General features: G+C 59.9%; 29 protein-coding genes and 1 pseudogene. 18 read left to right on the top strand and 12 right to left on the bottom strand.

Going from position 1 to position 25,679, the window contains the following annotated elements; genetic code table 11:
- Positions 1 to 5: 5 nt before the first annotated feature.
- A complete protein-coding gene (gene accC / locus QZ571_RS14095) occupies positions 6 to 1,349 on the top strand; it encodes an acetyl-CoA carboxylase biotin carboxylase subunit (protein WP_295536123.1) in 1,344 nt (447 codons plus the stop codon).
- A gap of 46 nt (positions 1,350 to 1,395) precedes the next feature.
- Here the strand turns inward: accC and QZ571_RS14100 are convergent, their stop codons facing one another.
- Positions 1,396 to 2,106 carry a class I SAM-dependent methyltransferase gene (locus tag QZ571_RS14100; RefSeq protein ID WP_295536125.1) on the bottom strand — a complete coding sequence of 237 codons (711 nt, stop codon included), beginning with the start codon at positions 2,104 to 2,106 and terminating at the stop codon, positions 1,396 to 1,398.
- A gap of 70 nt (positions 2,107 to 2,176) precedes the next feature.
- Here QZ571_RS14100 and aat point away from each other — a divergent pair, with 70 nt between their 5' ends.
- Positions 2,177 to 2,815 carry a leucyl/phenylalanyl-tRNA--protein transferase gene (gene aat, locus QZ571_RS14105; protein ID WP_295536127.1) on the top strand — a complete coding sequence of 213 codons (639 nt, stop codon included), beginning with the start codon at positions 2,177 to 2,179 and terminating at the stop codon, positions 2,813 to 2,815.
- Here aat and QZ571_RS14110 read toward each other — a convergent pair.
- From QZ571_RS14110 to uraH, 7 genes are all read right to left on the bottom strand, one after another.
- Positions 2,779 to 3,192 carry a DUF2155 domain-containing protein gene (locus QZ571_RS14110; RefSeq protein WP_295536130.1) on the bottom strand — a complete coding sequence of 138 codons (414 nt, stop codon included), beginning with the start codon at positions 3,190 to 3,192 and terminating at the stop codon, positions 2,779 to 2,781. The genes aat and QZ571_RS14110 overlap by 37 nt on opposite strands.
- The gene (locus tag QZ571_RS14115; protein WP_295536133.1) at positions 3,189 to 3,647 is read right to left on the bottom strand and encodes an outer membrane lipid asymmetry maintenance protein MlaD; all 459 of its coding nucleotides are present in this window, start codon (positions 3,645 to 3,647) and stop codon (positions 3,189 to 3,191) included. The genes QZ571_RS14110 and QZ571_RS14115 overlap by 4 nt, the downstream gene beginning before the upstream one ends.
- Before the next feature lie 15 nt (positions 3,648 to 3,662).
- Positions 3,663 to 4,037, bottom strand: coding sequence for an NADH:ubiquinone oxidoreductase subunit NDUFA12 (locus QZ571_RS14120; protein ID WP_295536135.1), 375 nt, complete (start codon positions 4,035 to 4,037; stop codon positions 3,663 to 3,665).
- A gap of 124 nt (positions 4,038 to 4,161) precedes the next feature.
- Complete coding sequence (clpX, locus tag QZ571_RS14125) at positions 4,162 to 5,427, bottom strand: ATP-dependent Clp protease ATP-binding subunit ClpX (protein ID WP_295536136.1); 1,266 nt, start codon at positions 5,425 to 5,427, stop codon at positions 4,162 to 4,164.
- A gap of 116 nt (positions 5,428 to 5,543) precedes the next feature.
- Entirely contained in the window at positions 5,544 to 6,173 is a 630-nt protein-coding gene (locus QZ571_RS14130; protein WP_295536139.1) for an ATP-dependent Clp protease proteolytic subunit, read from the bottom strand.
- A 251-nt stretch (positions 6,174 to 6,424) separates the two neighbouring features.
- The gene (locus QZ571_RS14135) at positions 6,425 to 7,717 is read right to left on the bottom strand and encodes a urate hydroxylase PuuD (protein WP_295536142.1); all 1,293 of its coding nucleotides are present in this window, start codon (positions 7,715 to 7,717) and stop codon (positions 6,425 to 6,427) included.
- Positions 7,718 to 7,822: 105 nt separating this feature from the next.
- Positions 7,823 to 8,179 (bottom strand): hydroxyisourate hydrolase, encoded by a 357-nt coding sequence (gene uraH / locus QZ571_RS14140; RefSeq protein ID WP_295536145.1) that lies wholly within the window; start codon positions 8,177 to 8,179, stop codon positions 7,823 to 7,825.
- Between the two features lie 371 nt (positions 8,180 to 8,550).
- Here uraH and QZ571_RS14145 point away from each other — a divergent pair, with 371 nt between their 5' ends.
- Genes QZ571_RS14145 through QZ571_RS14165 form a run of 5 tightly spaced genes read left to right on the top strand, consistent with a single transcriptional unit; the run spans position 8,551 to position 13,268 of the window.
- Positions 8,551 to 9,372 carry a UDP-2,3-diacylglucosamine diphosphatase gene (locus QZ571_RS14145; RefSeq protein ID WP_295536147.1) on the top strand — a complete coding sequence of 274 codons (822 nt, stop codon included), beginning with the start codon at positions 8,551 to 8,553 and terminating at the stop codon, positions 9,370 to 9,372.
- Positions 9,369 to 10,493: a ceramide glucosyltransferase gene (locus tag QZ571_RS14150; protein WP_295536150.1), complete on the top strand. Its 1,125-nt coding sequence runs from the start codon at positions 9,369 to 9,371 to the stop codon at positions 10,491 to 10,493. Before QZ571_RS14145 ends, QZ571_RS14150 begins: the two co-directional genes overlap by 4 nt.
- 3 nt (positions 10,494 to 10,496) lie before the next feature.
- A complete protein-coding gene (locus tag QZ571_RS14155) occupies positions 10,497 to 11,072 on the top strand; it encodes a VTT domain-containing protein (RefSeq protein WP_295536152.1) in 576 nt (191 codons plus the stop codon).
- Positions 11,069 to 11,812 carry a glycosyltransferase gene (locus QZ571_RS14160; RefSeq protein ID WP_295536172.1) on the top strand — a complete coding sequence of 248 codons (744 nt, stop codon included), beginning with the start codon at positions 11,069 to 11,071 and terminating at the stop codon, positions 11,810 to 11,812. The genes QZ571_RS14155 and QZ571_RS14160 overlap by 4 nt, the downstream gene beginning before the upstream one ends.
- A 37-nt stretch (positions 11,813 to 11,849) precedes the next feature.
- Positions 11,850 to 13,268 (top strand): dihydrolipoyl dehydrogenase, encoded by a 1,419-nt coding sequence (locus tag QZ571_RS14165; RefSeq protein WP_295536176.1) that lies wholly within the window; start codon positions 11,850 to 11,852, stop codon positions 13,266 to 13,268.
- On the opposite strand, the gene QZ571_RS14170 is transcribed toward QZ571_RS14165, so the two are convergent.
- Both QZ571_RS14170 and QZ571_RS14175 read right to left on the bottom strand, forming a co-directional pair.
- Complete coding sequence (locus QZ571_RS14170) at positions 13,265 to 13,615, bottom strand: 3-keto-5-aminohexanoate cleavage protein (protein WP_295536179.1); 351 nt, start codon at positions 13,613 to 13,615, stop codon at positions 13,265 to 13,267. The two genes, QZ571_RS14165 and QZ571_RS14170, sit on opposite strands and share 4 nt — an antisense overlap.
- Before the next feature lie 5 nt (positions 13,616 to 13,620).
- A pseudogene (locus QZ571_RS14175) lies at positions 13,621 to 13,998 on the bottom strand (aspartate aminotransferase family protein); the annotation flags it as partial.
- Positions 13,999 to 14,300: 302 nt separating this feature from the next.
- On the opposite strand from QZ571_RS14175, the gene QZ571_RS14180 reads away from it, so the two are divergent.
- Both QZ571_RS14180 and QZ571_RS14185 read left to right on the top strand, forming a co-directional pair.
- Positions 14,301 to 15,056 (top strand): lipo-like protein, encoded by a 756-nt coding sequence (locus tag QZ571_RS14180; protein ID WP_295536181.1) that lies wholly within the window; start codon positions 14,301 to 14,303, stop codon positions 15,054 to 15,056.
- 64 nt (positions 15,057 to 15,120) lie between these two features.
- Positions 15,121 to 15,615 (top strand): DUF1003 domain-containing protein, encoded by a 495-nt coding sequence (locus QZ571_RS14185; RefSeq protein WP_295536185.1) that lies wholly within the window; start codon positions 15,121 to 15,123, stop codon positions 15,613 to 15,615.
- A gap of 69 nt (positions 15,616 to 15,684) precedes the next feature.
- Here QZ571_RS14185 and QZ571_RS14190 read toward each other — a convergent pair whose 3' ends face one another.
- Positions 15,685 to 16,014: an iron-sulfur cluster assembly accessory protein gene (locus QZ571_RS14190; RefSeq protein WP_295536188.1), complete on the bottom strand. Its 330-nt coding sequence runs from the start codon at positions 16,012 to 16,014 to the stop codon at positions 15,685 to 15,687.
- A gap of 93 nt (positions 16,015 to 16,107) precedes the next feature.
- Between QZ571_RS14190 and QZ571_RS14195 the strand changes: the two genes are divergently transcribed.
- From QZ571_RS14195 to QZ571_RS14220, 6 genes are all read left to right on the top strand, one after another.
- Entirely contained in the window at positions 16,108 to 17,319 is a 1,212-nt protein-coding gene (locus QZ571_RS14195) for a deoxyguanosinetriphosphate triphosphohydrolase (protein ID WP_295536190.1), read from the top strand.
- Positions 17,320 to 17,386: 67 nt separating this feature from the next.
- On the top strand, positions 17,387 to 17,809 hold the full coding sequence (locus QZ571_RS14200) for an OsmC family protein (RefSeq protein ID WP_295536193.1): 423 nt from the start codon (positions 17,387 to 17,389) through the stop codon (positions 17,807 to 17,809).
- 150 nt (positions 17,810 to 17,959) lie between these two features.
- Positions 17,960 to 18,766 carry an exodeoxyribonuclease III gene (gene xth, locus QZ571_RS14205; protein WP_295536196.1) on the top strand — a complete coding sequence of 269 codons (807 nt, stop codon included), beginning with the start codon at positions 17,960 to 17,962 and terminating at the stop codon, positions 18,764 to 18,766.
- 53 nt (positions 18,767 to 18,819) lie between these two features.
- Entirely contained in the window at positions 18,820 to 19,386 is a 567-nt protein-coding gene (locus tag QZ571_RS14210; protein WP_295536199.1) for a peroxidase-related enzyme, read from the top strand.
- A gap of 68 nt (positions 19,387 to 19,454) precedes the next feature.
- On the top strand, positions 19,455 to 20,201 hold the full coding sequence (locus QZ571_RS14215) for an alpha/beta hydrolase (RefSeq protein ID WP_295536201.1): 747 nt from the start codon (positions 19,455 to 19,457) through the stop codon (positions 20,199 to 20,201).
- A gap of 97 nt (positions 20,202 to 20,298) precedes the next feature.
- A complete protein-coding gene (locus tag QZ571_RS14220) occupies positions 20,299 to 21,009 on the top strand; it encodes an alpha/beta hydrolase (RefSeq protein WP_295536206.1) in 711 nt (236 codons plus the stop codon).
- A gap of 1 nt (position 21,010) precedes the next feature.
- Here QZ571_RS14220 and phaZ read toward each other — a convergent pair whose 3' ends face one another.
- The gene (gene phaZ, locus QZ571_RS14225; protein ID WP_295536209.1) at positions 21,011 to 22,345 is read right to left on the bottom strand and encodes a polyhydroxyalkanoate depolymerase; all 1,335 of its coding nucleotides are present in this window, start codon (positions 22,343 to 22,345) and stop codon (positions 21,011 to 21,013) included.
- Between the two features lie 117 nt (positions 22,346 to 22,462).
- Between phaZ and phaC the strand changes: the two genes are divergently transcribed.
- The 3 genes from phaC (at position 22,463) to phaR (ending at position 25,549) form a co-directional block, all read left to right on the top strand.
- Positions 22,463 to 24,256 (top strand): class I poly(R)-hydroxyalkanoic acid synthase, encoded by a 1,794-nt coding sequence (gene phaC / locus QZ571_RS14230; RefSeq protein ID WP_295536212.1) that lies wholly within the window; start codon positions 22,463 to 22,465, stop codon positions 24,254 to 24,256.
- Positions 24,257 to 24,400: 144 nt separating this feature from the next.
- Positions 24,401 to 24,850, top strand: coding sequence for a phasin family protein (locus QZ571_RS14235; RefSeq protein ID WP_295536216.1), 450 nt, complete (start codon positions 24,401 to 24,403; stop codon positions 24,848 to 24,850).
- Positions 24,851 to 24,997: 147 nt separating this feature from the next.
- A complete protein-coding gene (gene phaR / locus QZ571_RS14240) occupies positions 24,998 to 25,549 on the top strand; it encodes a polyhydroxyalkanoate synthesis repressor PhaR (RefSeq protein ID WP_295536218.1) in 552 nt (183 codons plus the stop codon).
- Positions 25,550 to 25,679: the final 130 nt, after the last annotated feature.

Here is a 25,679-nt window from a genome sequence, read left to right on the forward strand (position 1 = left end):
CGGATATGTTCGACAAGATCCTGATCGCCAATCGCGGCGAGATCGCGCTGCGCGTCATCCGCGCCTGCCGCGAAATGGGGATCGCCTCTGTCGCGGTCCATTCCACAGCCGATTCGGACGCGATGCATGTGCGCATGGCCGATGAATCTGTATGCATCGGCCCGCCGCCCTCGGCGCAAAGCTATCTTTCGGTGCCCGCTATCGTTGCCGCCTGTGAAATCACCGGCGCGCAAGCGATTCATCCGGGCTACGGGTTCTTGTCGGAAAATGCCGCCTTCGTGCAGGTTCTGGAAGATCACGGCATTACCTTCATCGGCCCCTCCGCCGCCCATATCCGCATCATGGGCGACAAGATCACCGCCAAAGAGACCGCCAAAGCCCTTGGCATTCCAGTGGTTCCGGGCTCTGCCGGCGGCGTTCCCGATGTCGAGTCGGCGAAGAAAGAAGCCGCCGCGATGGGCTATCCGGTGATCATCAAGGCAACGGCTGGCGGTGGCGGGCGCGGCATGAAGGTCGCCCAGGACGAAGCCGCATTGGAAAGCGCGTTTCGCACCGCGCGCGCCGAGGCGAAATCGGCCTTTGGCAATGACGAAGTCTATATGGAGAAATATCTCCAGCGTCCGCGCCATATCGAGGTGCAGGTGTTTGGCGATGGCAAGGATCGCGGCGTCCATCTGGGTGAGCGCGATTGCTCGCTGCAACGGCGCCACCAGAAAGTGTTCGAAGAGGCCCCCGGCCCCTCCATCACCCCCGAAGAGCGCGCCCGAATCGGTGGCATTTGTGCCGATGCGATTGGCAAAATGGGCTATTCCGGTGCAGGCACGATCGAGTTTCTTTATGAAGACGGCGAGTTCTATTTCATCGAAATGAACACGCGCTTGCAGGTCGAACACCCTGTCACCGAGGCGATCTTTGGCGTCGATCTAGTGCGCCAGCAGATCAAGGTTGCTGCCGGTGAACCAATGGAATTCGAGCAAGACAAGCTCTCGATTCGCGGCCACGCCATTGAGGTGCGCATCAACGCCGAAAAGCTGCCGAATTTCTCGCCCTGCCCCGGCAAGATCACCCATTATCATGCACCCGGTGGCCTTGGCGTGCGGATGGATAGCGCGCTCTATGACGGCTACACAATCCCGCCCTATTACGACAGCCTGATCGGCAAGTTGATCGTACATGGGCGCGACCGCCACGAGGCGCTTCAACGTCTCAACCGCGCGCTGGGAGAGTTGATCGTGGATGGTGTGGATACGACCGTGCCGCTGTTCAACGCGCTGCTGGCCGAGCCCGATATCCAAGCCGGGAATTACTCGATCCACTGGCTCGAAAAATGGCTTGAGAAGAACCTTTGAGCTTCGCGAGATAACTTGAAAACGCCCCCGATCCGGGGGCGTTTTTCTATTTCGGAATCAACAAGCAAGTGCCGCGTCGCTTAGCCTGATCGGCAGCGCGATAATAGTCGCCGATAAATTTGCGCTTGCCCGGCCCGATCTCGTTCCAGTCAATCCAGTGGCAATCGTAATCCAGCACATCCGCCATCGCCTCCATCGCCGGAAAGGACGGAATGCCGATCAACGCCTTTTCCTGCCCTTCGATCTGGGGGATGGAGTTCAACTCGTTATCCGTGCGCTCGCGCACCAGCATGATCACCTGACCGGGGCGCTGCGCAAATTCGCTATCCACGATCACCAGTTCCGGGCCCAGTTTGCGCACCAGTTGGAACAGTCGAAAATGATCCATGACGTGATAGAGGATGCCCAAAACCCCAACAACATCAAAGCGTTCCCCAGCGTCGATCAGCTTTTGCATGCCGTCGTAAATATCATCGCAAATCAGCCGCACCTTCTCGCGCAGATGCGCACGGGGGAATTCCTCAAAACGGTCGATCAGTTCCTGACGCCCCTCGATTCCCACCACCTCACGCGCACCAGCCGCCGCAAACGCATAGGCCCAACGCCCGTCATGCGCCGCCAAATCCAGCACCCGTTTGCCCGAAATCTGATCCTCCAGCGGCTTGATGATCATCTTGTGGCGCAGGTTCATCCGGTCCACCGTGCCCGGATCATCCGCATACCGCCCGATCTCGGGCAGGAAATCATAGAAACCCATATTTGCGCTCGGCCTCGCTCTGGTTCATCTTGGGGCGACCCTAGGCGTAACGGGAAAACCGGGCAAGAAAATGACGGACAGATTGAGCGCGCAAATTTTGCTGTCAGGCTACGCGCAGGGCATCTTTCCAATGGCCGAAAGCCGCGACTCCACGCAGCTTCATTGGTTCGATCCCGCGCTGAGAGGAATCATTCCCTTGGAGAATTTCCACATTTCGCACTCGCTAGCGAAAGAAATTCGGCGCGCGGATTTCACTATTTCAACAAACCGCGCGTTTCGGGCCGTGGTCGAGGGCTGTGCGGATCGCAGTGAGACGTGGATCAACGGGCCGCTTTTCGCGCTCTATGATGAGCTGCATGCGGCAGGCTTTGCCCATTCGCTTGAGGTCTGGAATGGCGCCACTCTGGTCGGTGGTATTTTCGGTATCACGCTTGGCGGGGCATTTTTTGGGGAAAGCATGTTTTCGGCGCGTCGTAGCGGGTCGAAAATTGCAATCGCCTTTTTGGTGGATCGGCTGCGCGAGGCGGGGTTCTCGCTATTTGACACGCAATATATCACACCGCATCTGGCCAGCCTTGGCGGAATCGAGGTGCCCCGCGAGGACTATCGCGCGCGACTTGCCAAGGCACTATATCAGAGCGCCGATTTCAACGCGCCGGAAACGCCGACGCCTCAGTTGCTTGTGCAGCGCACCACCCAGACGTCATAGCGCGGATGATCCAGCGCCGAGAGCGCCGGGCTTGAGGCGATCATCCAGCCCGAAAAGTCAGGCTTTGGCTTAGCCGGTTCGGTGATCGTCAATAACGCATAGGCATCCGAGGACGGGTCATCAATCGGATAGCGACATTCCCGCAAGGTAATGGAAATAAACCCGAATTTTACCGTCTGCCCGGTCTTCATCTCGATATTCGAGGTGGTGCCCGCCACTTTATCAAGCCCGCGCAGCATCGCGCCGGTGCCATCTCCCAAGCCACGCGCCGGTTCAGCCTGCGGAATTTGGTCATCGGGAGTCGCGTTAGGCAGCAATTCTTGCGCCCCCGCCAGGCTGGGCAGCAACATCAATGCTATGATCATCGCGCGCATCATTGCGCCCCCTCCGGCGCAGTGCCGCCGGCGAATTTCAGCATCAGATTGAGCACCGAGACGGCACTTTGCGTATCCAAAATCTCATCACCTGGCTTGAGGTCATCCATCGCGCCGCCGGGGATCAACTCGATGTAATTGCTCCCCATCAGCCCGTCTTGCGTCACCGCAATCACCGTATCCTCGGGCAGTTTTACCGTGTCTTTCAGTGCAATCGTGGTGTCGGCGAAAAAGGTCTTTGGGTTTAGCGCCACATTGGTCACCGTGCCCACTTTCACCCCCGCGAGCCGCACATCGGTGCCCGCAATCACGCCCCCGATTGAGCGGAAAGAGGCATGCAGCGGATAGCTACCGCCCTCGGGGCCAAGCCCGATTCCCCGGCCGGCCCAGACCAGAAAGCCCAGCGCCACGACCAGCACAGCGGCCCCGGTCACGATCTCGGTGCGGTTCTCAGCCATTGCTGCCCCTTGCGATTATTTGGGTTGCCACGCCTCGTAGTCGCGCCGCTCCACCGGTTGCGCCAACCGGATCGAGCCGGGAGGCACATAGGCGGCAGAGGTTCCCGTGTGGTTTTCCTGATGCGGCTTTTCCCACGGCTTATGGGCAAAAGGCTGCACGGTTGGCGGTTCATCATAGGTGAAATGCATCCAGCCATGCCAATCCGGCGGGATACGGCTCGCCTCAATCACACCGTTATAAATCACCCAGCGTTTCTTATCGTCGCGCGAGTGATAATAGATGTTGCCCTGCTCATCCTCGCCGACCTTCACGCCTTTGCGCGCCGTGAACAACTGCGTGCCAAACGTCTGACCGTTCCACCAGGTGAGAAGTCGAAGCAGGAAATTCATAGGACACCCTCCGTGATCCGTCCTGACCGTTATATCCTTTGGCGCGCCAAGGTCCAGTAGCGCCGGGCGCAAAAACCAAAGGCGAGCCGAAGCCCGCCCTTGCAAATTCTATCCTTTGACGGTGTCAGCTGGCTGACTTACCCTCTTTTTTGCTTTCAGCGTAGATCAGCAACGGCTTGGCATCGGCTTGGGTGACCGCCTCTTCGTTGACCACCACCTCTTCGACATCATCAAGGCCGGGCAGTTCGAACATCGTATCAAGCAAGATATCTTCCATGATCGAACGCAGACCACGCGCCCCGGTTTTCCGCTCGATCGCGCGTTTGGAAATCGCGACCAACGAATCATCGGTGAAGGTCAGCTTCACACCTTCAATGTCGAACAGGCGTTGATATTGCTTGACCAAAGCGTTCTTCGGCTCGGTCAAAATCGTCACCAGCGCCTCGGCATCCAGATCGGTCAGCGTTGCAATCACTGGCAGCCGGCCAACGAATTCCGGGATCAGGCCGAATTTCAGCAGATCTTCGGGTTCGAGATCCATAAAGATCTCGCCCACACCGCGGCTGTCTTTTTCCTTCACATCCGCGCCAAAGCCCATTGCCGAGCCCTTGCCGCGCTGTGCGATGATCCGGTCGAGACCGGCAAACGCGCCACCGCAGATGAACAGGATATTGGTCGTGTCCACTTGCAGGAATTCCTGCTGGGGATGCTTGCGCCCGCCTTGCGGAGGCACCGAGGCGACCGTGCCTTCCATGATCTTGAGCAAGGCCTGCTGCACCCCTTCGCCCGAAACGTCGCGGGTGATGGAGGGGTTGTCGGACTTGCGCGTGATCTTGTCGACCTCGTCGATATAGACGATGCCGCGCTGCGCCCGCTCGACGTTATATTCGCTCGATTGCAGCAGCTTGAGGATGATGTTTTCCACATCTTCCCCGACATAGCCCGCCTCTGTCAGCGTCGTCGCATCGGCCATCGTAAAGGGCACATCCAGAATGCGCGCCAGCGTTTGGGCCAACAGCGTCTTACCGCACCCTGTCGGGCCGATCAGCAAGATGTTGGATTTCGCCAGCTCAATATCGGTTTTTGTGCCGTGATTGAGTCGTTTGTAATGGTTATGCACCGCAACCGAGAGCACGCGCTTGGCGTGCATCTGCCCGATCACATAATCATCCAGAACCTTGCAGATATCGCGCGGCGTGGGCACGCCATCGGTGGATTTCAGCCCCGCCGATTTCGTTTCCTCGCGTATGATATCCATGCACAGCTCGACGCATTCATCGCAGATGAACACCGTCGGGCCCGCGATCAGCTTGCGGACCTCATGCTGGCTCTTGCCACAAAACGAGCAATAGAGCGTGTTCTTGCTGTCTGATCCGTTCGAGTTCGCCATCTATAACCTCTACGCTGCCCGGCCGATCCGGGCTGTTTCGGGGGCCTGTCCCACCAGACTAGGACAGCCCACCCGCCACCTCAATGTCAAATTCGCGGATCAGTTAAGCCCCGCAATCACTTTTCACCTTCGCTCGTGACGCGATTTTCCAGAATCTGGTCAATCAGACCCCAGGATTTGGCGTCTTCGGCCGACATGAAATTATCCCGTTCCAACGCCGCTTCGACAGTTTCGTAATCATTGCCCGTATGTTTGACATAGATTTCGTTCAACCGCCGCTTGAGCTTTTCGGTCTCACGCGCGTGAATCATGATGTCGGTCGCCTGACCCTGATACCCGCCCGAGGGCTGGTGGACCATCACGCGGCTGTTGGGCAGCGAGAACCGCATGCCCTTTTCGCCCGCCGTCAGCAGAAGCGAACCCATCGAGGCCGCCTGCCCGATCACCAGCGTCGAAATCTTGGGTTTGATATATTGCATCGTGTCATAGATCGACAGGCCCGAGGTGACGACGCCACCGGGGCTGTTGATATACATAGCAATTTCCTTGTTCGGGTTTTCCGCCTCAAGGAACAAAAGCTGGGCGCAGATCAGCGTCGACATGCCGTCATGCACCGGGCCCGAAAGAAAAATGATGCGCTCTTTGAGGAGGCGCGAGAAGATGTCATAGGCACGTTCACCGCGCGACGTCTGCTCGACCACCATAGGCACCAGCGTATTCATGTAGAAATCTTGGGGGTCTTTCATCGAGATGCCCTTCCTGCGTGTCTTTGGAAAATCCATAGCGTCAGTTCTTTACAGAAGTCTTAGTGACGCGGACAAAGCGCTGCAAGGGCGCGCAAAGATTCCTTTTTTGTCCAGCGCAGTTAATCTGATGCAAAGACCTGCCCCGCAAACACATCCTTACGGTCAAATTCTTGGCTTACATCATCGCGCGCAACGCGTCCGCGCAGGCCTTTGGGCAATCGCGCCCGCGCCAAAACGCGCCGCAGCCGCCATTACGAATCGCTTGGGGTGGATTTTGGCGCAGCCCCGCCATCCGCCTGCGCCGCCTGCACATACCCTTCGCCGGCGCGATACCATTTGCGGATCGCGGCACGTTCCTGGGGTTCCATGAAACTCAGATTGCCGGGGGGCATCGCATCGCTTAGCCCGGCTTGCAGGTAAATCTCACGCGCGGCGGCGGCCACTTCGCGCGGGGTTTCAAGATGAATGCCTTTGGGCGCGCGCCCGATGCCGTCGAAACCCGGATCGGTAGCGTGACACATCGAACAGCGCCCCATCACGATATCGCTGACATCCTCAAAGCCGGGTGCCGCGGCAAAGCGCGCCTCGGCCGGGGTCAGCATCGCCATGCCATCATCGTCACTGCCCGCATCCGGCTTGGGGATCGAGGACAGCCAGATGATCAGCCCAAAGATCACCGCCGTCACGCCCCAGGTCCACCACGGACTGCCCTTATGGGCGTGATGCGTGTTGAAGAAATGACGGATCGTCACCCCCATCAAGAAGATCAACGAAGCGATCAACCAGTTGTATTGGCTCGCAAATGCCAGAGGGTAGTGGTTCGACAGCATCAGAAAGATCACCGGCAGGGTGAGGTAGTTGTTATGGGTCGAGCGCTGCTTGGCGATCTTGCCATATTTCGGGTCGGGGGCCCGCCCCGCCTTAAGATCGGCCACCACGATGCGCTGGTTCGGCATAATGATCAAAAACACATTTGCGGTCATGATCGTGGCGGTGAACGCGCCGAGATGCAGCAAGGCCGCGCGGCCCGAAAACACCTGCGTATAGCCCCAAGCCATCGCCACCAAAATCACATACAGCCCCAGCATCAGGCGGGTGTTATCCTCGCCAAAGCGCGACTTGCAGATCAGGTCATAAGCGATCCAGCCAAACAGCAACGAGCCCGCCGAAATCGCCACCGCCTGCCAAACGCTCAAGTCCATCACGCGCGGGTCAATCAGGAAAAACTGCGCCTGCATCCAATACAGCAGGATCAACATCGCAAAGCCTGACAACCAGGTGCCGTAGCTCTCCCATTTGAACCATGTCAGGCGGCTTGGCATCTGTTCCGGCGCGACCATGTATTTCTGGATGTGGTAAAACCCGCCGCCATGCACCTGCCACGCGGCCCCGGTCACGCCTTTGGGCGCACCGGGTTCCGGCGTCAGCCCGAGATCAAGCGCGATGAAATAAAACGACGAGCCGATCCACGCGATCGCGGTGATCACATGCAGCCAGCGCACCGCAAATTGCACCCATTCCATCCAAAACGTGTAATCCATCATGCGTCCCTCATTTGCGCCAGAGTTTCCCCAAGCCCGCCCAAAGCGCAAGCCAACCCGCCGCGTCAACGCGCGAAAATTGCGCCTTTGCCCACAAACAGGGCGCGTTTAGCTGCCGCGATAGGTCGAATAGCCATAGGGCGACAACAGCAGGGGCACATGGTAATGCGCCTGCGGATCGGCCATGCCAAAGCGGATCGGCACCTGATCGAGAAACAGCGGCTCTGCGCTTGCCTGCCCGCTTGCGCGCAGATAGTCCCCGGCGTGAAAGACCAACTCATAGCTGCCAGTTTCAAAGTCTTCAGCGGGAAAGATCGGACTGTCGGTGCGGCCATCGGCATTGGAGGTCATCTCGGTGATCTGCGCGCGCGCATCGCCAGAAAGGCGAAACAGAACAATGCGCAACCCCGCGGCCGGACAGCCACGCGCCGTATCAAGAACATGTGTCGTCAGATATCCCGCCATGATCACCTGCAATCCTTTTTCAAAGCCACATTCACTATGTCCCGCACGCCCCGCCAATGACAAGTTACAGAATGCTCACCGGAAGTTGCGCCCTTGCGAACACGCTTTTGCTTGATCGCAGGGGCGTGAACCCCACCTGTCATAACAGTTGAATAAATCTGTCATCCCGCCGTTACGCTTTGCCGTCATCCGGGGTGTGTCAATGTAATTGCGAGTGCCATGCCCAGTTCGACCGCCATTTTTGCGCCCCCATGCCTGCCCCACCCCGGCAGGGTGAACACGGGTCTCAGATCACGGATATGCGCCTACGTCATCTCGGCGGGCGAACGGGTCAGTTTTTCAAGCCCCTGTTGCCAACTCGGAGCCGCAAGATGACCGTCCCCAGCGTCCCAGCCAAACCCAGTCGCCACCGCACACAGTATCGCACGCTGTTCTTGTCGGATTTCCACCTTGGCTCACGGGGCTGTCGACCCGGTCCGATCCTTGACTTCCTGCGCGCAACCGACGCCGAGACGATCTATCTGGTGGGGGACATTCTTGATCTGTGGCACGGCGGTAAAGTGCAATGGACGGGGGCGCAGACCGAAATCATGCACGAGCTGGAACTGCGCGCGGCACGCGGCACGCGGGTGGTGTATCTGCCGGGCAATCACGACGCCTCGATGCGCGGCCCCGGCATGAGTTTTCTCAATTTCGAACTGGCCGAACGGATCGTGCATCACGGCGCAGACGGGCAGCGCTATTTGGTCATTCATGGCGATCAATGCGATGTGCGGTTTCTGCGCTGGCATGCGATGACGCGCTTTGGCAGTCGCATGGATGCGCTGTTTCGCGGGCTTGATGCGTGGTTGCGCCGCCGGATGGGACGTTCGGAGACAGAGCATAGCGTAATCGAACTGGCGATTGCGGGCGTCAACCGCCTGTTGAGGCGCGGCGAGCGCTACGAGCGCCGCCTCACCACGCTTGCCCAGCGCGCCGATACCCATGGCATCATTTGCGGCCATTCGCACAAACCCGCGCTGCGCGATCTGGGCGGGCTGACCTATGCCAATTGCGGCGATTGGGTCGACAGCCTGACCGCCTTGTGCGAAGATCACTCTGGCGCGCTGCAACTGCTGGAATGGCGCGCCGAACGCCATGCCCAGCCCATTCTGAACGCCGAGAAACCGGCCTTGGCGAAGGTACGTGTATGAGTATTCTTGGCCTCATCCTAATCGGTTTTGTGGCGCTTACCGTCGCGATCCATCTCATCACCTCTGCGATGGCAGCTTTGCGCAGCCTGCGCCCTGCCCGCCCGACCCCGACCCAACTGCCCAAGATCGCGCTGCTGCGCCCGGTTTGCGGTGTCGATCCCTTTGATCGCGAAACGCTGGGCTCGTCCTTCAATCTCGATTACCCCGATTACGAGGTGATCTTCTGTGCCCCCTCCAAAGCCGATCCGGCCTGCGATCTGGTGGCCGAGTTGATGGCGCAAAACCCCCATGTCAAAGCGCAGCTTCTGACGGGTCTTGATGCGGTATCGGGCAATCCCAAGCTGAACAACTTGCACAAAGGCTTGGCCGCGACCGATGCGCAATGGCTGGCGATGACCGATAGCAACCTATTGCTTCCGCAAGATTATCTGCAACGCCTATTGGCAGAGTGGCGTCCGGGCACCGGGCTGGTATCCGCGCCCCCCGTGGGCACTCGCGCCAGCAATCTTTGGGGCGCCATCGAGGCTGCATTTCTCAACACCAATCAAGCGCGCTGGCAATTGGCTGCCGATATGCTGGGCTTTGGCTTTGCGCAGGGCAAGACCTTGTTCTGGAACCGCGACATCTTGATGAAAGGTGGCGGGTTTGGCGCTTTGGGGCGCAACATGGCCGAGGATGTCGCCGCAACCAAACTGGTGCGCGATCAAGGGCTGCAGGTGCGCCTGGCCCGCCATCTCTTTGCGCAACCGATCGGGACGCGCGCGCCCCGCGCGGTGTGGGAGCGTCAACTACGTTGGTCGAAAGTGCGCCGCGACGGGTTCGTCTTCATCTTCGCAGCCGAAATCGCGCAAGGTCCTGTTCTGCCCTTTGCCGCCGTCATCGCGCTGGTTGCAACCGGGATATGGCCCGCGCTGGCATTGCCCGGCCTGTTTTTCCTGTGGTATGGCGTGGAATGGGCGCTGTCGCGGGCTGCCGGCTGGTCGGCAAGCTGGCGCGATCTGGCGGCGTGGATGATCCGCGACGCGATGTTGCCCGCGCTCTGGCTCGCCACCTGGAAAGACCGCCGCTTCACGTGGCGGGGCAATGAGATGTCACATCACGAAACCTCCACGGGCGCATAAATCATGATCGGACTGGAGACGCTGACCGTTTTGATGGCCAAGCACGGGCTGGCGGTGATCGCCCCGGTCGCGGTGCTCGAAGGGCCGATCGTGACGGTGATCGCAGCTTGGCTGGCCAGTCAGCATTTGTTCTCGGTCTGGAGTGTGTCGGCCGTCGTCATTCTGGCCGATCTGGTGGGCGATATGGGGCTGTATGCGCTGGGGCGATGGGGCCTGCACCGCCTGCCCGCCCGCTGGCGCGACAAACTGGGGCTCAATTCCGAGCGGCTGGAACGCAACGGGCAGCACTTTCGCGACAAGGGCGTGCGCACCTTGCTGTTTGGCAAATGGACCCACTCTGCGGGCGGGCCGGTGCTGGTGGCCGCAGGCGTCGGGCGGATGAATATCTGGGTTTTCGCGGCCACGAACCTGATCGCGACAATCCCGAAATCGCTGTTATTCGTGGCTTTGGGATACCAACTTGGTGCCTATTACGGCAGCATCGACAGCTGGATCACGCGCGCATCCCTGGTCGCGCTCGGGGCGATCCTGCTTGGTGTAACTATCTGGTATTTCAGGAGAAAGAAGCCCCACGCATGATCCAGATCAGCTGTATCATCCCCGCCTATAACGAGGCCCCCCGGATCGGTGCCGTTCTAAAGACCGTGCTGGGGCATCCCCAGATCGCGCAGGTGATCGTGGTGGATGATGGGTCAAGCGATGACACCGCGCGCATCGCACAAGACCACCAAGGCGCGCATCCTCATTTGCAGGTGATCCGCCAGCCGCAAAACGGCGGTAAGACGGCAGCCGTGGCCGCCGGGATCGCAGCCAGTTCGGGCAGCCATCTGCTATTGCTTGACAGCGACCTGTTGGGGCTATCGCCTGCCGATCTGGGGGCGCTGATCGCCCCTGTGGCGCGTGGGGAGGCGGACGTCTCGATCAGCCTGCGCCGCAATGCACCGCGCATCTGGCGGCTGATCGGGCTCGATTACATCTCGGGCGAGCGGGTGCTGGAGCGCGCCGCTTTGGCCAGTCAACTTGATCAATTGAATGCGCTGCCGCGGTTCGGGCTGGAAGTGTTCATGAACCGGCTTTGGATCGCGCGATCTACGCGCATCGCCGTGGTCCCCTGGCCCGGCGTCGACAGTCCGATGAAACACGCGAAACTGGGCAATTGGCGCCAAGGTCTTACGGCGGATGCCAAGATGATGCGCGACATTTTCCGCACCATCCCACCCCAACATGCCCTGCGCCAGATCCTTGCCATGCGGCGGTTGCGCGTCGCCGATCCGCCCCAACCCGAACCACAGCCGCAGACGGAACGAAACCCGCGCTAGGGGGTTAGGTCTGGCAATCACCCAATCCGGAGGCATCATGGCCCAGCACAACCGCGTCATCATTATCGGCTCAGGTTCGGCGGGGCTGTCGGCTCTGCGCGAGGTGCGCCGCGAGACCGACGATTTCCTGATCGTCAACGCGGGCGACTGGGGCACGACCTGTGCGGCGCGCGGCTGCATGCCCTCCAAGGCGCTGATCGAGGCCGCCAACGCCTTTCATCGGCGCAACGATTTCTCCGAATTCGGCATCAGCGGAGCAGAAGCGTTGCGCGCCGACATTCCTACAATTCTAGCCCGGGTGCGCAGACTGCGCGATGACTTTGTCGCCTCGCCACGGTCCGTACCCAAAGATTTGGGAGAACGGGCAATCTCGGCCCGGGCGGAAATCATGGCCCCAAACCGCGTCATGATCGAGGGCTTGGGCGAGCGCACCGCAGACGCGATCATCCTTGCCACTGGCTCCTCGCCCGTTTTGCCCAAACCTTGGGAGACATTTGGCAACCGCATTCTGACCACCGACACGTTGTTCGAACTGCCCGATCTGCCCCGGCGCATCGCGGTAATCGGCATGGGCGCGATCGGGGTCGAACTGGCGCAGGCCATGGCGCGGTTGGGCGTCGAAGTGGCAGGCTTTGATGCGCTTGAAACGCTCGCTGGCGTCAGCGACCCCGAGGTCGCCGCTGCCCTGCATGCTCAGGTTTCACGCGATCTGCACCTGTATCTGGGCGCGCCCGCCGACATCGAAGACCAGGGCAGCACGCTGCGCGTCACTGGCGCAGGCGGCACGTTTGAGGCCGATGCAATCCTCGCTGCGATGGGACGCAAACCCAATATCGCCGGGCTCGGCCTTGAGAGCTTGGGCGTCGCGCTGAACGATCGCGGGATGCCGCAGGTCGATGCGAACACGCTGCAAATCGGCGATCTGCCGGTGTTTCTGGCGGGCGATGCCAATGGCGCGCGCGCGTTGCTGCACGAGGCCGCTGATGAGGGCTTTATCGCGGGGCGCAATGCCTTGGCCGCGACTCCGCATGCCTATTGCCGTCGCGTGCCGCTTGCGGTGACGTTTTCCAGCCCCAATGCCGCGCGCATCGGGAAGGGCTTTGGCGATTTGACGCCCGGCGCGTATCTTATTGGCGCGCAGGATTTCCGCCGGCACCCCCGCGCCCGGATGGCCGAAAAGGCGCATGGGATGATCCGCATCTATGCCGCCAAGGACAGCGGCAAGCTGTTGGGGGCAGAACTGGCCCTGCCCGAGGGCGAACATATCGCCCATTTGCTGGCGCTGGCGCTGCATAAGGAGATGGATGTGCACGACCTGTTGGGCATGCCGTTCTATCATCCGGTGTTCGAAGAGGGGCTGCGCAGTGCGTTGCGCCAAATCATGCGCGATCTGCCCGATCAAGGGCGCTCTGATCTGGCCGATTGCCCGGCTTGCGGGCATGCAGCGCTAGATTAAAGCGCCGCGATCTGGGCCACGCGGGCGTTATTGTCGGGGGCAAGGCTGCCATCCGCCATCAGCAGCAAATTTTCGACCCCCACCCGCGCCTTGCCATCCGCTTGCAATGACACTTGCAAACAGGCCGTTTCGCCCGCCCCAAAAGCACAGAGCGCCCAGTCGGACCGAAACCGCGCGCCCGCCATCCATTCTCGAAAAGGCAGCAGCATCTCAGGCTGCGAGACCTGCCCCTCGACATCTCGGCCCAGCACGAAGATCAACTGCAGATCAGGGTTATGCAGCAGCCGCTCTGGCAGGAGCTGCGCCAAGGCCGCACCATCCTCGCGGCTGTAAAAAATATCTTGCACCGCATCATCGCCCGGATCGCCACGCCCAGCTTGTCGATCAACTCGCCAATCTGGTCCACACTGAGGGTAAAGTGCGAGGCGAACAGGACGTGATCGCCTTGCTGGCCATCAATCGTGCCCCCATCGGATAGCAGATTAGCCCCGCCTCGAACGCCGCCGCCCTGATCTGCTTATGCACGCCGCGCGCCGGGTCAAAGGGCGCTTTGGTGGTGCGATCAGCAACGATCTCAAGCCCGCGAATATCGCCGATATGAGGGTGGTGCAAAGCGTGTCCCCAATCGGCTGATAGCCCGCCCCCAGCCCATGACGATGGTCACAGTATCGGGCGCGATCCCGTCTTGCTCATAGGCAAACAGCGTGCCGGTGCGCCCTCTTCCAGCCATTCCTCGGGCAGCAGTTCGGGCCGCTCCATGAACAGCGGAAAACAGCGCGTTGATCATCGCAGTAACGCGGAAAGACATGGAGCATGGCAGCCCCTCCGGGACATGCTGGCGGAATACGCACTCAGCCTGATCCACAAACGGGCGTGCTTGCGAATATGCGATGCGGGGCGCGCGCGATCACCCCTGCGAGAGTTCCCCCCTGCCCGCACGCATCAACTTTTCCGGCGCAGAGCTGCGCGGCGCTGGTGCAACGCCCACCACAGCCTACCTCATTATAAGACGCGGCGTAGGAGGACGCCAAAATGAACAGTCTCAACGACATCATAGGGCGCAAAATCGCCCGGTTTTTGCAGGGGCGCACGCGGTTTTATCAAACCTTCGCCGCCGTACCCACGCCCACATTGCGCGAAAGCCTGCGTCCCTGCGATGTGCTGCTGGTTGAAGGCGACCGGCGGATTTCAGCGGCGATCAAATATCTTACCCATTCGACCTGGTCACATGCCGCGTTTTACACTGGCGGCCCTGCGGGCGGAGAGCTGATCGAGGCCGATCTGGAACATGGCGTGCAAATCACGGGCCTGTCCGAATACGCCCATCTCAACACCCGGATTTGTCGCCCCGTCGGGCTGCCCTATGACCAGATGGAAGCGGTGATCGATTACATGCAGCGCGCGGTGGGGCGGCGCTATGACCTCAAACACGTGGTGGATCTGGCGCGCTACCTGATGCCCCACCCGCCTGTGCCGCATCGGTTTCGCCGCCGCTTGCTTGCGCTGGGATCGGGCGATCCGACCCGTGCGATTTGCTCGACCCTGATCGCAGAGGCCTTTCATTCAGTGCATTATCCAATCCTGCCCGATATCGAAATGGTGGGCGACGCGACGGCCCTGCGCGAGATTCTACATATCCGGCATTATTCGCTGTTCACCCCACGCGAATTCGACCTGTCTCCCTATTTCAGGGTGGTCAAACCGACACTCGAGCAGGGGTTCGATTACCGCGACTTGACTTGGGACGAAACCGCGCGCCCCGCTAACGCGCGCTCAGAACAGACTTGACCGCCAAGGCTGTGCAAGGCTTTTGATGACGTAGCAGCGCGCAAGCATGCGGTTGGGGGGAAGAATGAAAAGACACAGCAACTTACTGTCGCGCGCGTTGCTCGGGCGCAAATATTCCGAACTGCAACCCGCCGAACAGCGCGTCATCGAGCAGATTTCGCTGACGCGCATGACCATGCCAAGCGGGCAAGGCGCGGGGGATGCAACCTTCGGCCAAAGGCTGGCGGATCGGGTCGCGCAGTTTGGCGGGTCCTGGACCTTTATCCTGATCTTCGGGGCGGTTCTGGGGGTCTGGGTCTTGCTCAACGGGTTCTTGTTGATGCGGCCCGTGCGCTTTGACCCCTATCCGTTCGTGTTTCTCAATCTCATCTTGTCGATGCTGGCCGCAATTCAGGCCCCCATCATCATGATGTCGCAAAACCGCCAATCCGAGAAAGACCGTATCGCCGCGATCAGCGATTATCAGGTGAACCTCAAGGCCGAGATCGAAATTCTCGAATTACATCAGAAGATAGATCGCCTGACCGAGATGTTGAGTCACCCCGCCAATCCCCGCTGAGCGGGCAGGATAGGCCAGACGCCTCCGGCGGGAGTATTTAGGGCTAGATGAAAGGGCGCGGCGCGCGGCTCACATCGAGAAGGATATTCCGCAGCCGCAGGAACTGCTGGCATTGGGGTTTTCCACCACGAAACGCGCGCCTATCAACTCTTCGGTGAAATCAATCACGGCGTTTTCCAGAAACGGCAGCGAAACCGGGTCGATCAGCACCTTTTGTCCCGCCCCTTCCAGCACGATATCATCGGCGGCCGCAGCGGGTTCAAGTTTGATGTCATACTGAAATCCCGAGCATCCGCCGCCCTCGACCGCCACACGCAGGGCTTGGGGCGCCGTGTGGCTTGCATTGATCTCGGCCAGCCGGGCAAAGGCGCGCGGGGTGACTTTGGGGGGCAGTTGCATCGGATAACCTCCGCTTGGCCCGCGAGGGGCCTGTATTTTGCTGTCATTCAAGATATAGGAGGACAAACGCCACGCGACAAGACGAGGATCGCTGTGCTTAAACCCTATGCCTGCCAGCCCGAGGATTCCCGTGGGCGACTGCACGATGAACGTATCTCGACTTTTCGTTCGCCGTTTCAGCGCGACCGCGACCGGATCATCCATTCCTCGGCCTTTCGCCGCCTTAAGCACAAGACACAGGTCTTTGTCGAACATGAGGGCGATTACTACCGCACCCGTCTGACCCACACGATCGAGGTGGCGCAGGTGGCGCGCACCATTGCCGGGGTGCTGGGGCTTAACACCGATCTGGCCGAGGCGGTGGCGCTGGCGCATGATCTGGGTCATCCGCCGTTCGGCCATACGGGCGAGGATGCGCTTGCAGAATTGATGGCCCCCTATGGCGGGTTTGACCATAACGCGCAGGCATTGCGCATCGTGACCAAGCTGGAAAAACATTACGCCGATTTCGACGGGCTGAACCTGACATGGGAGACGCTTGAGGGCATCGCCAAGCATAACGGACCGGCGATCTCGGATAAGGGCGGCTCGCATTCTTACCCCTCGCGCGCCGATCTGCCCTATGCTTTGGCCGAGGTGGATGCGCAGTGGGATCTGGAGCTGGAAACCAATGCCAGCGCAGAGGCGCAGGTGGCGGCCGTGGCCGATGACGTGGCCTATAATCATCACGATTTGCATGACGGGCTGCGTGCCGGGCTGTTTGACGAAGATGATCTGTGTACCTTGCCCGTGATTGGCGAGTGTTTTGAGCAGGTCGATGCACTTTACCCTGATCTTGACCGCACGCGCCGCCAGCACGAGGCGCTGCGCCGGGTCTTTGGCGTAATGGTCGAGGACGTAATCGCGGTGGCGCAAAACCGGCTGACCTCGCTGGGGCCGGAAAGTGCCGATGACATCCGCCACATGGACGGGCCGATCATTCGCTTTTCCAAGCCGCTTTATCAAAATCTCAAGGCGATCAAGGGTTTCTTGTTCGAGCGCATGTATCGCGCGCCCACCGTGGTGGTCGAACGCAGACGCGTCACTGCGATGATAAACGCGCTGTTTCCGCTGTTCATGGAGCGGCCCGAATTGCTGCCCGAGGAATGGCTGGAAGAGGTCGCGCTGGCACGCCAAGAGGGCGGAGATCGCACCCGTCCCGAGGCGAAACAGGCGTTGGCGCGGGTGGTGCTCGACTATGTGGCGGGCATGACCGACCGCTTTGCGATTCAGGAATATGAGCGGTTGATCGGGCGCGCGCTCTGATTAAAGGGAACCTCTTGGCCCCCGATCCGTTGAGCCGGGAATACGGACCAAACCAGGAGGGAACATCATGATCCGCAAACACGCATCCGCCCATTGGGAAGGCCCGATCAAAGAGGGCAAGGGCACGATTTCGACTCAGAGCGGCGCGCTTGACGCCCAGCCCTACGGATTTAATACCCGGTTTGAGGACAAGCCCGGCTCAAACCCCGAAGAGCTGATCGGCGCCGCCCATGCGGCATGCTTTTCGATGGCGCTCTCGCTGGGGCTGGAACAGGCAGGCGTCACTGATGTGGTGATCGACACCAAGGCGGTCGTCTCGATGGACAAGGAAGGCGACGGGTTTGCCATCAAATCCTCGGCGCTGAGTACCACGATCAAGGGCAAGGGCGATGAGGCCGCGATCCGCAAGGCCGCCGCTGACGCCAAGGCCGGTTGCCCGATCTCGAAGGTGCTGAACTGCGAGATCACGCTGGACGTAACGGTCAACTAAGCGACGTTCATGCCATATGCCAAGGCGTCCCTGCAGGGGCGCCTTTTTTGTTGCGGATCGGGGCCGCTCACCCAGACGTGCGCCACGGCGGCGCTTGTGCCGCCCCCCCGCCTAGCGCTACACCTGCGCCCGAGCAGTCCGGAGGCCCCCATGAAAATCGCCACCTTCAACATCAACGGCATCAAGGCGCGACATCCCGCGCTGATCGACTGGCTGCGCGAGGCGCAACCCGATGTGGCCTTGCTGCAAGAGATCAAATCGGTCGATGAGGCCTTTCCGCGCGAGCTGTTCGAGGATTTGGGCTATCAAGTCGAAACCCATGGCCAGAAAAGCTTCAACGGAGTCGCGATCTTGTCCAAGCTGCCGCTTGAGGACGTCACGCGCGGCCTGCCCGGCGACGACGCGGACGAACAGGCGCGCTGGATCGAGGCGACCGTGGTGGGCAGCCGGGCGGTGCGGCTGTGTGGGCTCTATCTGCCCAATGGCAATCCGGTGGAATTTGACGACACCGGCGCGCCGATCCGAGAGGGCAAGTACGGCTACAAGCTGGACTGGATGGAACGGATGCAGACCCGTGCGGCCGAGTTGCTCGCGCTGGAAGAACCGTTCCTGATGGCGGGCGATTACAATATCATCCCGCAAGATGAGGATGCCGCCAAGCCCGAAGCTTGGCAGAAAGACGCGCTGGCGCTGCCCCAAAGCCGCGCCGCGTTTCGCAGGCTTTTGAACATGGGCTTCACCGAGGCGTTTCGCGCCCGCGACGCCGAACCCGGCCAATATTCGTTCTGGGACTATCAGGCGGGCGCTTGGCCGCGCAATAACGGCATCCGTATCGACCATTTGCTGCTGTCGCCCCAAGCCGCCGATCTGATGCGCGCGGTGGGCATCGACAAAGAAATCCGTGGTCGCGACAAGCCCTCTGATCATGTGCCGGTCTGGGTCGAACTGGCGGCCTGATCGCTTGCACATCCCCGGTTTCGCCTGCACGATCCCGCGCAAGGAGGACCACCATGCAACATCAGATCAGCCGCCACCCGATCCCTGCGCTTTCAGAGATGCCCGACGACATCCGCACCCGCCTTGAGGCGGTGCAGGAGAAGGCCGGGTTCATTCCCAATATCTTCCTTGCGCTGGCCCATCGCCCCGACGAATTCCGCGCCTTTTTCGCCTATCACGACGCGCTGATGGAGCGCCCCGGCAACCTGACCATCGCCGAGCGCGAGATGATCGTGGTAGCGACCTCGGCGACCAACGAATGTCAGTATTGCGTGATTGCCCATGGCGCAATTTTGCGGATTCGCGCCAAAGATCCGCTGATTGCCGATCAGGTCGCGGTGAATTATCGCAAGGCCCCGATCACGCCACGCCAGCGCGCGATGCTCGATTTCGCGATGAAAGTGTCGCAGCGCGCGCAAGAGGTCGAAGGCGATGATTACGCCGCGCTGCACGCCCACGGGTTCACTGATGACGACATCTGGGATATCGGCGCGATTGCCAGTTTCTTCGCGCTGTCCAATCGGCTTGTGAACATGGCAGCGATTCCACCCAACCGGGAATTCTACGCGATGGCGCGCTAAGTGCTGCTGCTTGGTTGAGCCCTGTGCGCCGCGCGGTTAGGCTCGGCGCGAAGCTGAAAGGACGCTCCATGACTGACTATCTCGATACCCCAGAAGCCCGCCGCATCGCCTACAACTTCACGCCCGGCACAGGCCCCGGCGTGGTGTTTCTGGGCGGGTTCAAATCGGACATGGAGGGCACCAAAGCACTGGCGCTAGAGGCTTGGGCGCGCGCGCAGGGCCGGGCCTTTTTGCGCTTTGACTATTCCGGCCATGGCGTGTCGGGTGGTGCCTTTGACGAGGGCGCGATTGGCGACTGGTATGAGGATGCGCGCGATGCAATCCTGGCGCTGACCGAGGGGCCGCAGGTTCTTGTCGGCTCTTCGATGGGCGGCTGGATTTCGCTTTTGATGGCGCGCGAGCATCCCGAGAAAGTCGCGGGCCTCGTAACCATCGCCGCCGCGCCTGATTTCACCGAAGACGGTTATTGGGCGAGTTTTGACAAGGAAACCCGCCACAAGCTGGAATCTGAGGGCTTTGTCGAAGTGCCCTCGGAGTATGGCGATCCCTATGTCATCACCCGCCGCCTAATCAATGAGGGGCGCACCCGGTTGGTGCTGCGCAGCCCGCTTGCGCTGCCCTTCCCCACGCGGTTCCTGCAAGGCACGGCAGATGCCAGCGTTACCAGCGAAACGGCGCTGCGCCTGCTGGATCACGCGCAGGGCGAGGATATGCGCCTGACGCTGCTCAAGGGGGCCGATCACCGCTTTTCCACGCCCGAATGTCTGGGCCTGATCGAGGCCGCGTTGGCCGAGGTGCTCGGCGCGCTGCAATAGGAAAGATCACGCCCTTTCGGTTTGCCACGCCCCGCAGCTTGCGGCACACTGAATTTTGTAAGAGCGCGATCAAGCGCCGACACATGAGGTTTGAGCGATGCAAGACGATCCGTTGATCTTCCTGCCAGGATTTATGTGCGATGCGCGGCTGTTCTGGCACCCGGTGCAAGAGCTGTCGGCAGATCGCAGCGTCACTGTGGCGCGCCTGCGGGGGGCGACGATCGAAGAGATGGCTGCGCGGGTCTTGGCCGAAGCGCCGCCCCGCTTTGCGCTGGTCGGGCATTGGCTGGGCGGGGTCGTGGCGATGGACGTGCTGCGGCGCGCCCCCGAACGGGTCAGCCAGATCGCCCTGATCGATATCTCATCGCTGCCCGAAACGCCGCAAATGGCGGGCAAACGCGAGCCGCGCATGGTGCGTGCGCGCACCGGACGTCTTGACGAGGTGATGCTGGAAGAAATCCCCGCCGAGGCGCTGGCACCGGGGGAAACCCGCCCGCATGTGCAGGCTTTGTTGCTGGAAATGGCTGCGGCCCTTGGGCCCGACACATTTATCGAGCAATCGCGCGCCCTGATGCGACGTCCCGATTTTCAGCGCACGTTGCGCTCGACCCGGACGCGGGCGATGCTGATGTGTGGCGAATATGACCAGATTTGCCCGCCGCGTCGGCATGAGTTTCTGGCCGAATTGATGCCCCATGCCACGTATCGGTTGATTTTGGGCGCAGGGCATCTAAGCCCGCTGGAGCAACCTGAAAAGATTACGCAGGGGCTGCGCGATTGGCTCGACGCGCCCCTGCTTTTGGCGTGATTTAAACCTGCGGCGCAGCCTTGGCTGCGGCGGGTGCAACGCGCGGTTTCTTGCGGATCGGCGTGACGGTTGCGGCTTTGGGCTTGGGGCTCGTTTGCTCCGCGCCATCGGCGTATTCGTCGATGAAATCCAACACCAGAGGGCGGATATTATTGCGCCAATGCGAGCCCGCGAAGATGCCGTAATGGCCCGCGTCCGGTTCAAGGTGGTTGTTTTTCATTGAATCCGGCACCCCGGTGCACAGATCAAGCGCGGCAACACATTGACCGGGTGCCGAGATGTCGTCTTTCTCGCCCTCCACAGTCTTGATCGCAACCGAGGTGATCTTGCCGATATCCACAAGCTTGCCGTTGATCTCAAAGCGGTTTTGCGCGATCTCGAGCCCTTTGAAGATACGGTCCACGGTCGAGAGATAGAACTCTGCCGTCATATCCATCACCGCAAGATATTCGTCATAGAACCGGTAATGCTTGTCCAGCACCGTGGCTTCGCCCGAGGCCTCGGACCAGATTTTTTCCTGAAACGCCTGCGTGTGCTTGTCCATGTTCATCGAAATGAACGAGGCAAGCTGCATCAACCCCGGATAGACCAGACGCCCCGCGCCTTTGAATTTAAACCCAACGCGCTGAATCACCATTTGCTCAAGCTGACCCATCGTGACGCGACGACCGAAATCAGTGACCTCGGTGGCGGCGGCATCCGGGTCGATCGGGCCACCGATCAGCGTCAGGGTGCGCGGCTGTGCGGCAGGGTCTTGCTCGGCCAGATAGGCGGTAGCGACCAAGGCCAGCGGCGCGGGCTGACAGACGGCGATCACGTTGGTATCGGGGCCGAGTTCTTTCATGAAATCGACAAGATAAAGCGTGTAATCTTCGATATCGAACTTGCCTGCACTGACGGGAATGTCGCGCGCATTGTGCCAATCGGTGATCCAGACATCGGCATCGGGCAGCAGCGAGGTCACAGTCGAGCGCAACAGCGTTGCGTAATGGCCCGACATTGGCGCAACCAACAGAACGCGGCGCGCCATCGGCTCACGGCCCTGCACGTTGAAATGGATCAACGAGCCAAACGGCTTGTCCATCACCGTCTCGACTTCGACGAGGTGATCGCGCCCATCATCAGCGGCAATCGACACGATGCCCCAATCGGGTTTGATTACCATCCGGGCGAACGAGCGTTCGGTCACGCGCCCCCAAGCCGACATGATCTTGAACATAGGATGCGGCGTAAGCCCCCAGACGGGATAGGATGCCATGGCGCGGGCCGAAGCCCCCATCCATTCATTGGTATTCCTGACGGTTTCCATCAGGTCATAGCTCATGATCGACTTCATGTTGGCTCCTTGGCCGGGGCATGCAGGTATCAACTGCACGTTGAGACTCAAACGCCGCTTTACCCCAAGACTACGGCAAGATTATGCTATCCTATAGGATAGGGAGGAATTGGCGCTATGACAACTGAGGACGAGCACAAAAATGCTGCATCGCAGAAAATGCAGGAAAATATCGCCCGGATCGAGGCGCTGACAGAGCGGATGGTCGGCGCTTTGGCGCACAAGAGAGCCCCAAATGTCGCACTTGAGGGCCCCGGCCCCGATTTACATTTCTCCGCGACGACAGCGTTGATGAAAGAATGGATGGAGAAGCCCTCGAAGATCTTTGAGGCGCAGGCAAATTACTGGTCGCAAGCGATGAAGCAATATGTCGAGGCAAACGAGTCGCTGGCCCAAGGCACGTTCAGCCCGCCCGAAAATCCCGGCCCCACCGATCCGCGCTTCAAGAACCCGCTTTGGGACAGCCACCCCTATTTCAACTTCATCAAACAACAATATTTGATTGCCTCCAAAGGGATTCAGGATGCGGTTGATCAACTGGAAGACATTGACGAGGTCGACCGCAAACGACTGACCTATTTCTCGCGCCAGATCGTTGATCTGATGGCGCCGACCAATTTTCTGGCCACCAACCCGGACGCGCTGGAAAAGGCGGTGCAGACCGAGGGCGAGAGCCTTGTGAAAGGGCTCGAAAACCTTGTGCGCGACCTCGAGGCAAACAATGGCAATCTGCTGGTCACGCTGGCCGACAAGGACGCGTTCGTGGTGGGCGAAAACATCGGCACCGCCGAGGGTTCGGTTGTGTATCGCAACCGCCTGTTTGAGCTGATCCAATACAAACCGACCACCGAGCAGGTCCATAAAACGCCGCTGATCATCTTTCCGCCCTGGATCAACCGCTTTTACATCATGGACCTGAAGCCGCAGAATTCCTTGATCCGCTGGATCGTCGATCAAGGGTTCACGCTGTTCATCGTCAGTTGGAAAAATCCCGATAAATCCTATGCCGATGTCGGCCTGGATGACTATGTCCAAGAGGGCTATCTGGAGGCGATCAATCAGGTCAAAACAATTACCAAAGAGCCCAAGGTCAATGCCGTTGGCTATTGCATCGCGGGCACGACGCTTAGCCTCACGCTGGGGCTGCTCGACAAGCGCAAGGACCGCTCGATCAACTCGGCCACCTTCTTTACAACGCTCACGGATTTCTCCGATCAGGGGGAATTCACGGTGTTCTTGCAAGACGATTTCGTGGACGGTCTCGAAAAGCAATGTCAGACCGATGGCGTGCTGTCATCCTACTTCATGTCGCGCACGTTTTCCTTCCTGCGGTCACGCGATCTGATCTATCAGCCCGCAATTCGTAGCTACATGATGGGCGAAGCCCCGCCCGCCTTTGACTTGCTATTCTGGAACGGGGATTCCACCAACCTGCCCGGCAAGATGGCAATCGAGTATCTGCGCGGGCTGTGCCAGCAAGACCGTTTTGCGGGCAAAGGCTTTGAGGTGTTGGGTGAAACCGTCAGCGTACGCGATGTGAAAGTGCCGCTGATGTCGGTCGCATGCGAAAGCGATCATATCGCGCCTTGGGTTGCCGCCTTTGCCGGGGTCGCCCAGATGGGGTCGAAGGACAAACAGTTCATCTTGTCAGAATCGGGCCATATCGCGGGCATCGTAAACCCGCCCAGCAAAAAGAAATATGGCCATTACACCTCGGCGGAGCCCATCGCGAATGCCAATGAATGGAAGGCGAAGGCCGAATTCCACGAGGGGTCATGGTGGCCGCATTGGGGCGAATGGCTGGCGAAAAAATCGGGCAAGATGGTGCCTGCGCGCGAACCCGGTGGACCCGATCACAAGATTCTCTGCGCCGCTCCGGGCACTTACGTCAAAGAGATCGTGAAAGTGTAACAGCACGCTCTCTGATTGTGAATTTTCTGCGACGCAGCATTTTTCTCTTGAAATGCTGCACTGCAGCATGTATATCGGATGCAGAACGAAAATGGGTCTAGCTGATATAGATATCCCCCGGACCCCAACTCATGGAGACATCTTATGAACAAGACCCAAGACTACACCAAAGTGATGCAAGACATGATGGCGTCCTTCCCGGTTGATACCTCGAAATTCCAAGGCGCATTCAAGTCGCAAGCCGCTCTGGGCGAGAAAATGTCGAAAGTGGCACTGGAAGCCGCTGAGAAATCGGCTGAGCTGTCGACCAAGTGGACCAAAGACACCATCGCAAAAGTTGGCGATCTGACCACGACCAAAGAAGAGCCCGCTGATTATGCAAAAGCTGTCAGCGATTTCGCTTCGGCTGCTGCTGAAATGGCCTCCGAGAACATGGCTGCTTTCGCTGAAATCGCGAAAAAAGTGCAGATGGAAACTGTTGAGCTGATGATGGCTGCGGGCAAAGACATGTCCGAAGAAGCCTCGGCTACGGTGAAAAAAGCAACTGCTGACATCGGCGCTGCTGCCAAAAAAGCGACTGCTGCTGCGAAGTAAGTTATTCCGACGACCCGGCCTCCTCCTCCCTGCCGGGCCACGGATATAAAGGCGAGCCTTCGGGCTCGCCTTTTTTCTTTGGTTGCTTTTGCGCCTGCAGCGTCACACTATCGCTGCAACGCAATAAGTTTTCTACCGGAGGACTACATGGCCGACGATGCCAAGCCCCTGCTGATCAAGCGCTATGCAAGCCGCCGTCTCTATAACACCGAGACGAGTGATTACGTAACGCTCGAAGACATCGCGAAATTCATTCGCGAAGGGCGCGAAGTGCAAATCATCGACCTGAAATCGGGTGACGATTTGACCCGGCAATACCTGCTGCAAATCGTGGCCGAACATGAGAGCCGCGGCGAGTCCGTGCTGCCCGTCGATGTTCTGACCGATCTGGTGCGCTCATATACCGGGGCCGCGCAGTCGGTGGTGCCGCAATTCCTGGCCGCCAGCTTTGAAATGCTGCGCGACGGTCACTCCCAACTGCTGGAAAACATGACCAAGATCCCAAGCCCGATGACTTCGATGCCCGGGTTCGAGGCACTGCAAGCCCAGCAACAAGCGTTCTTGAAAAACATGATGGCGGGCTGGGGCACGGCCGGATCTTCGGGCCCCGCATTTGAGGATGCTGGCGATGAACGCGGCGAATTGGACGCGATCAAAAAGCAACTGGCCGAATTGCAAAGCAAACTCAGCAAGATGTAGCCTGCCGCACGATTGGTCGAATTGACGCAGCGCGCCCGTTTCGGGCGCGTTTTGCATGTGCGGCGCTTGACACCCCTGCCCCGGGCGCGCAAAACAGCCGCGAAATATAGTCCCGCAACCGGGCGCTCCG

Origin of the sequence: uncultured Thioclava sp. (assembly GCF_913064665.1) — a bacterium.
Lineage (GTDB): Bacteria > Pseudomonadota > Alphaproteobacteria > Rhodobacterales > Rhodobacteraceae > Thioclava > Thioclava arctica.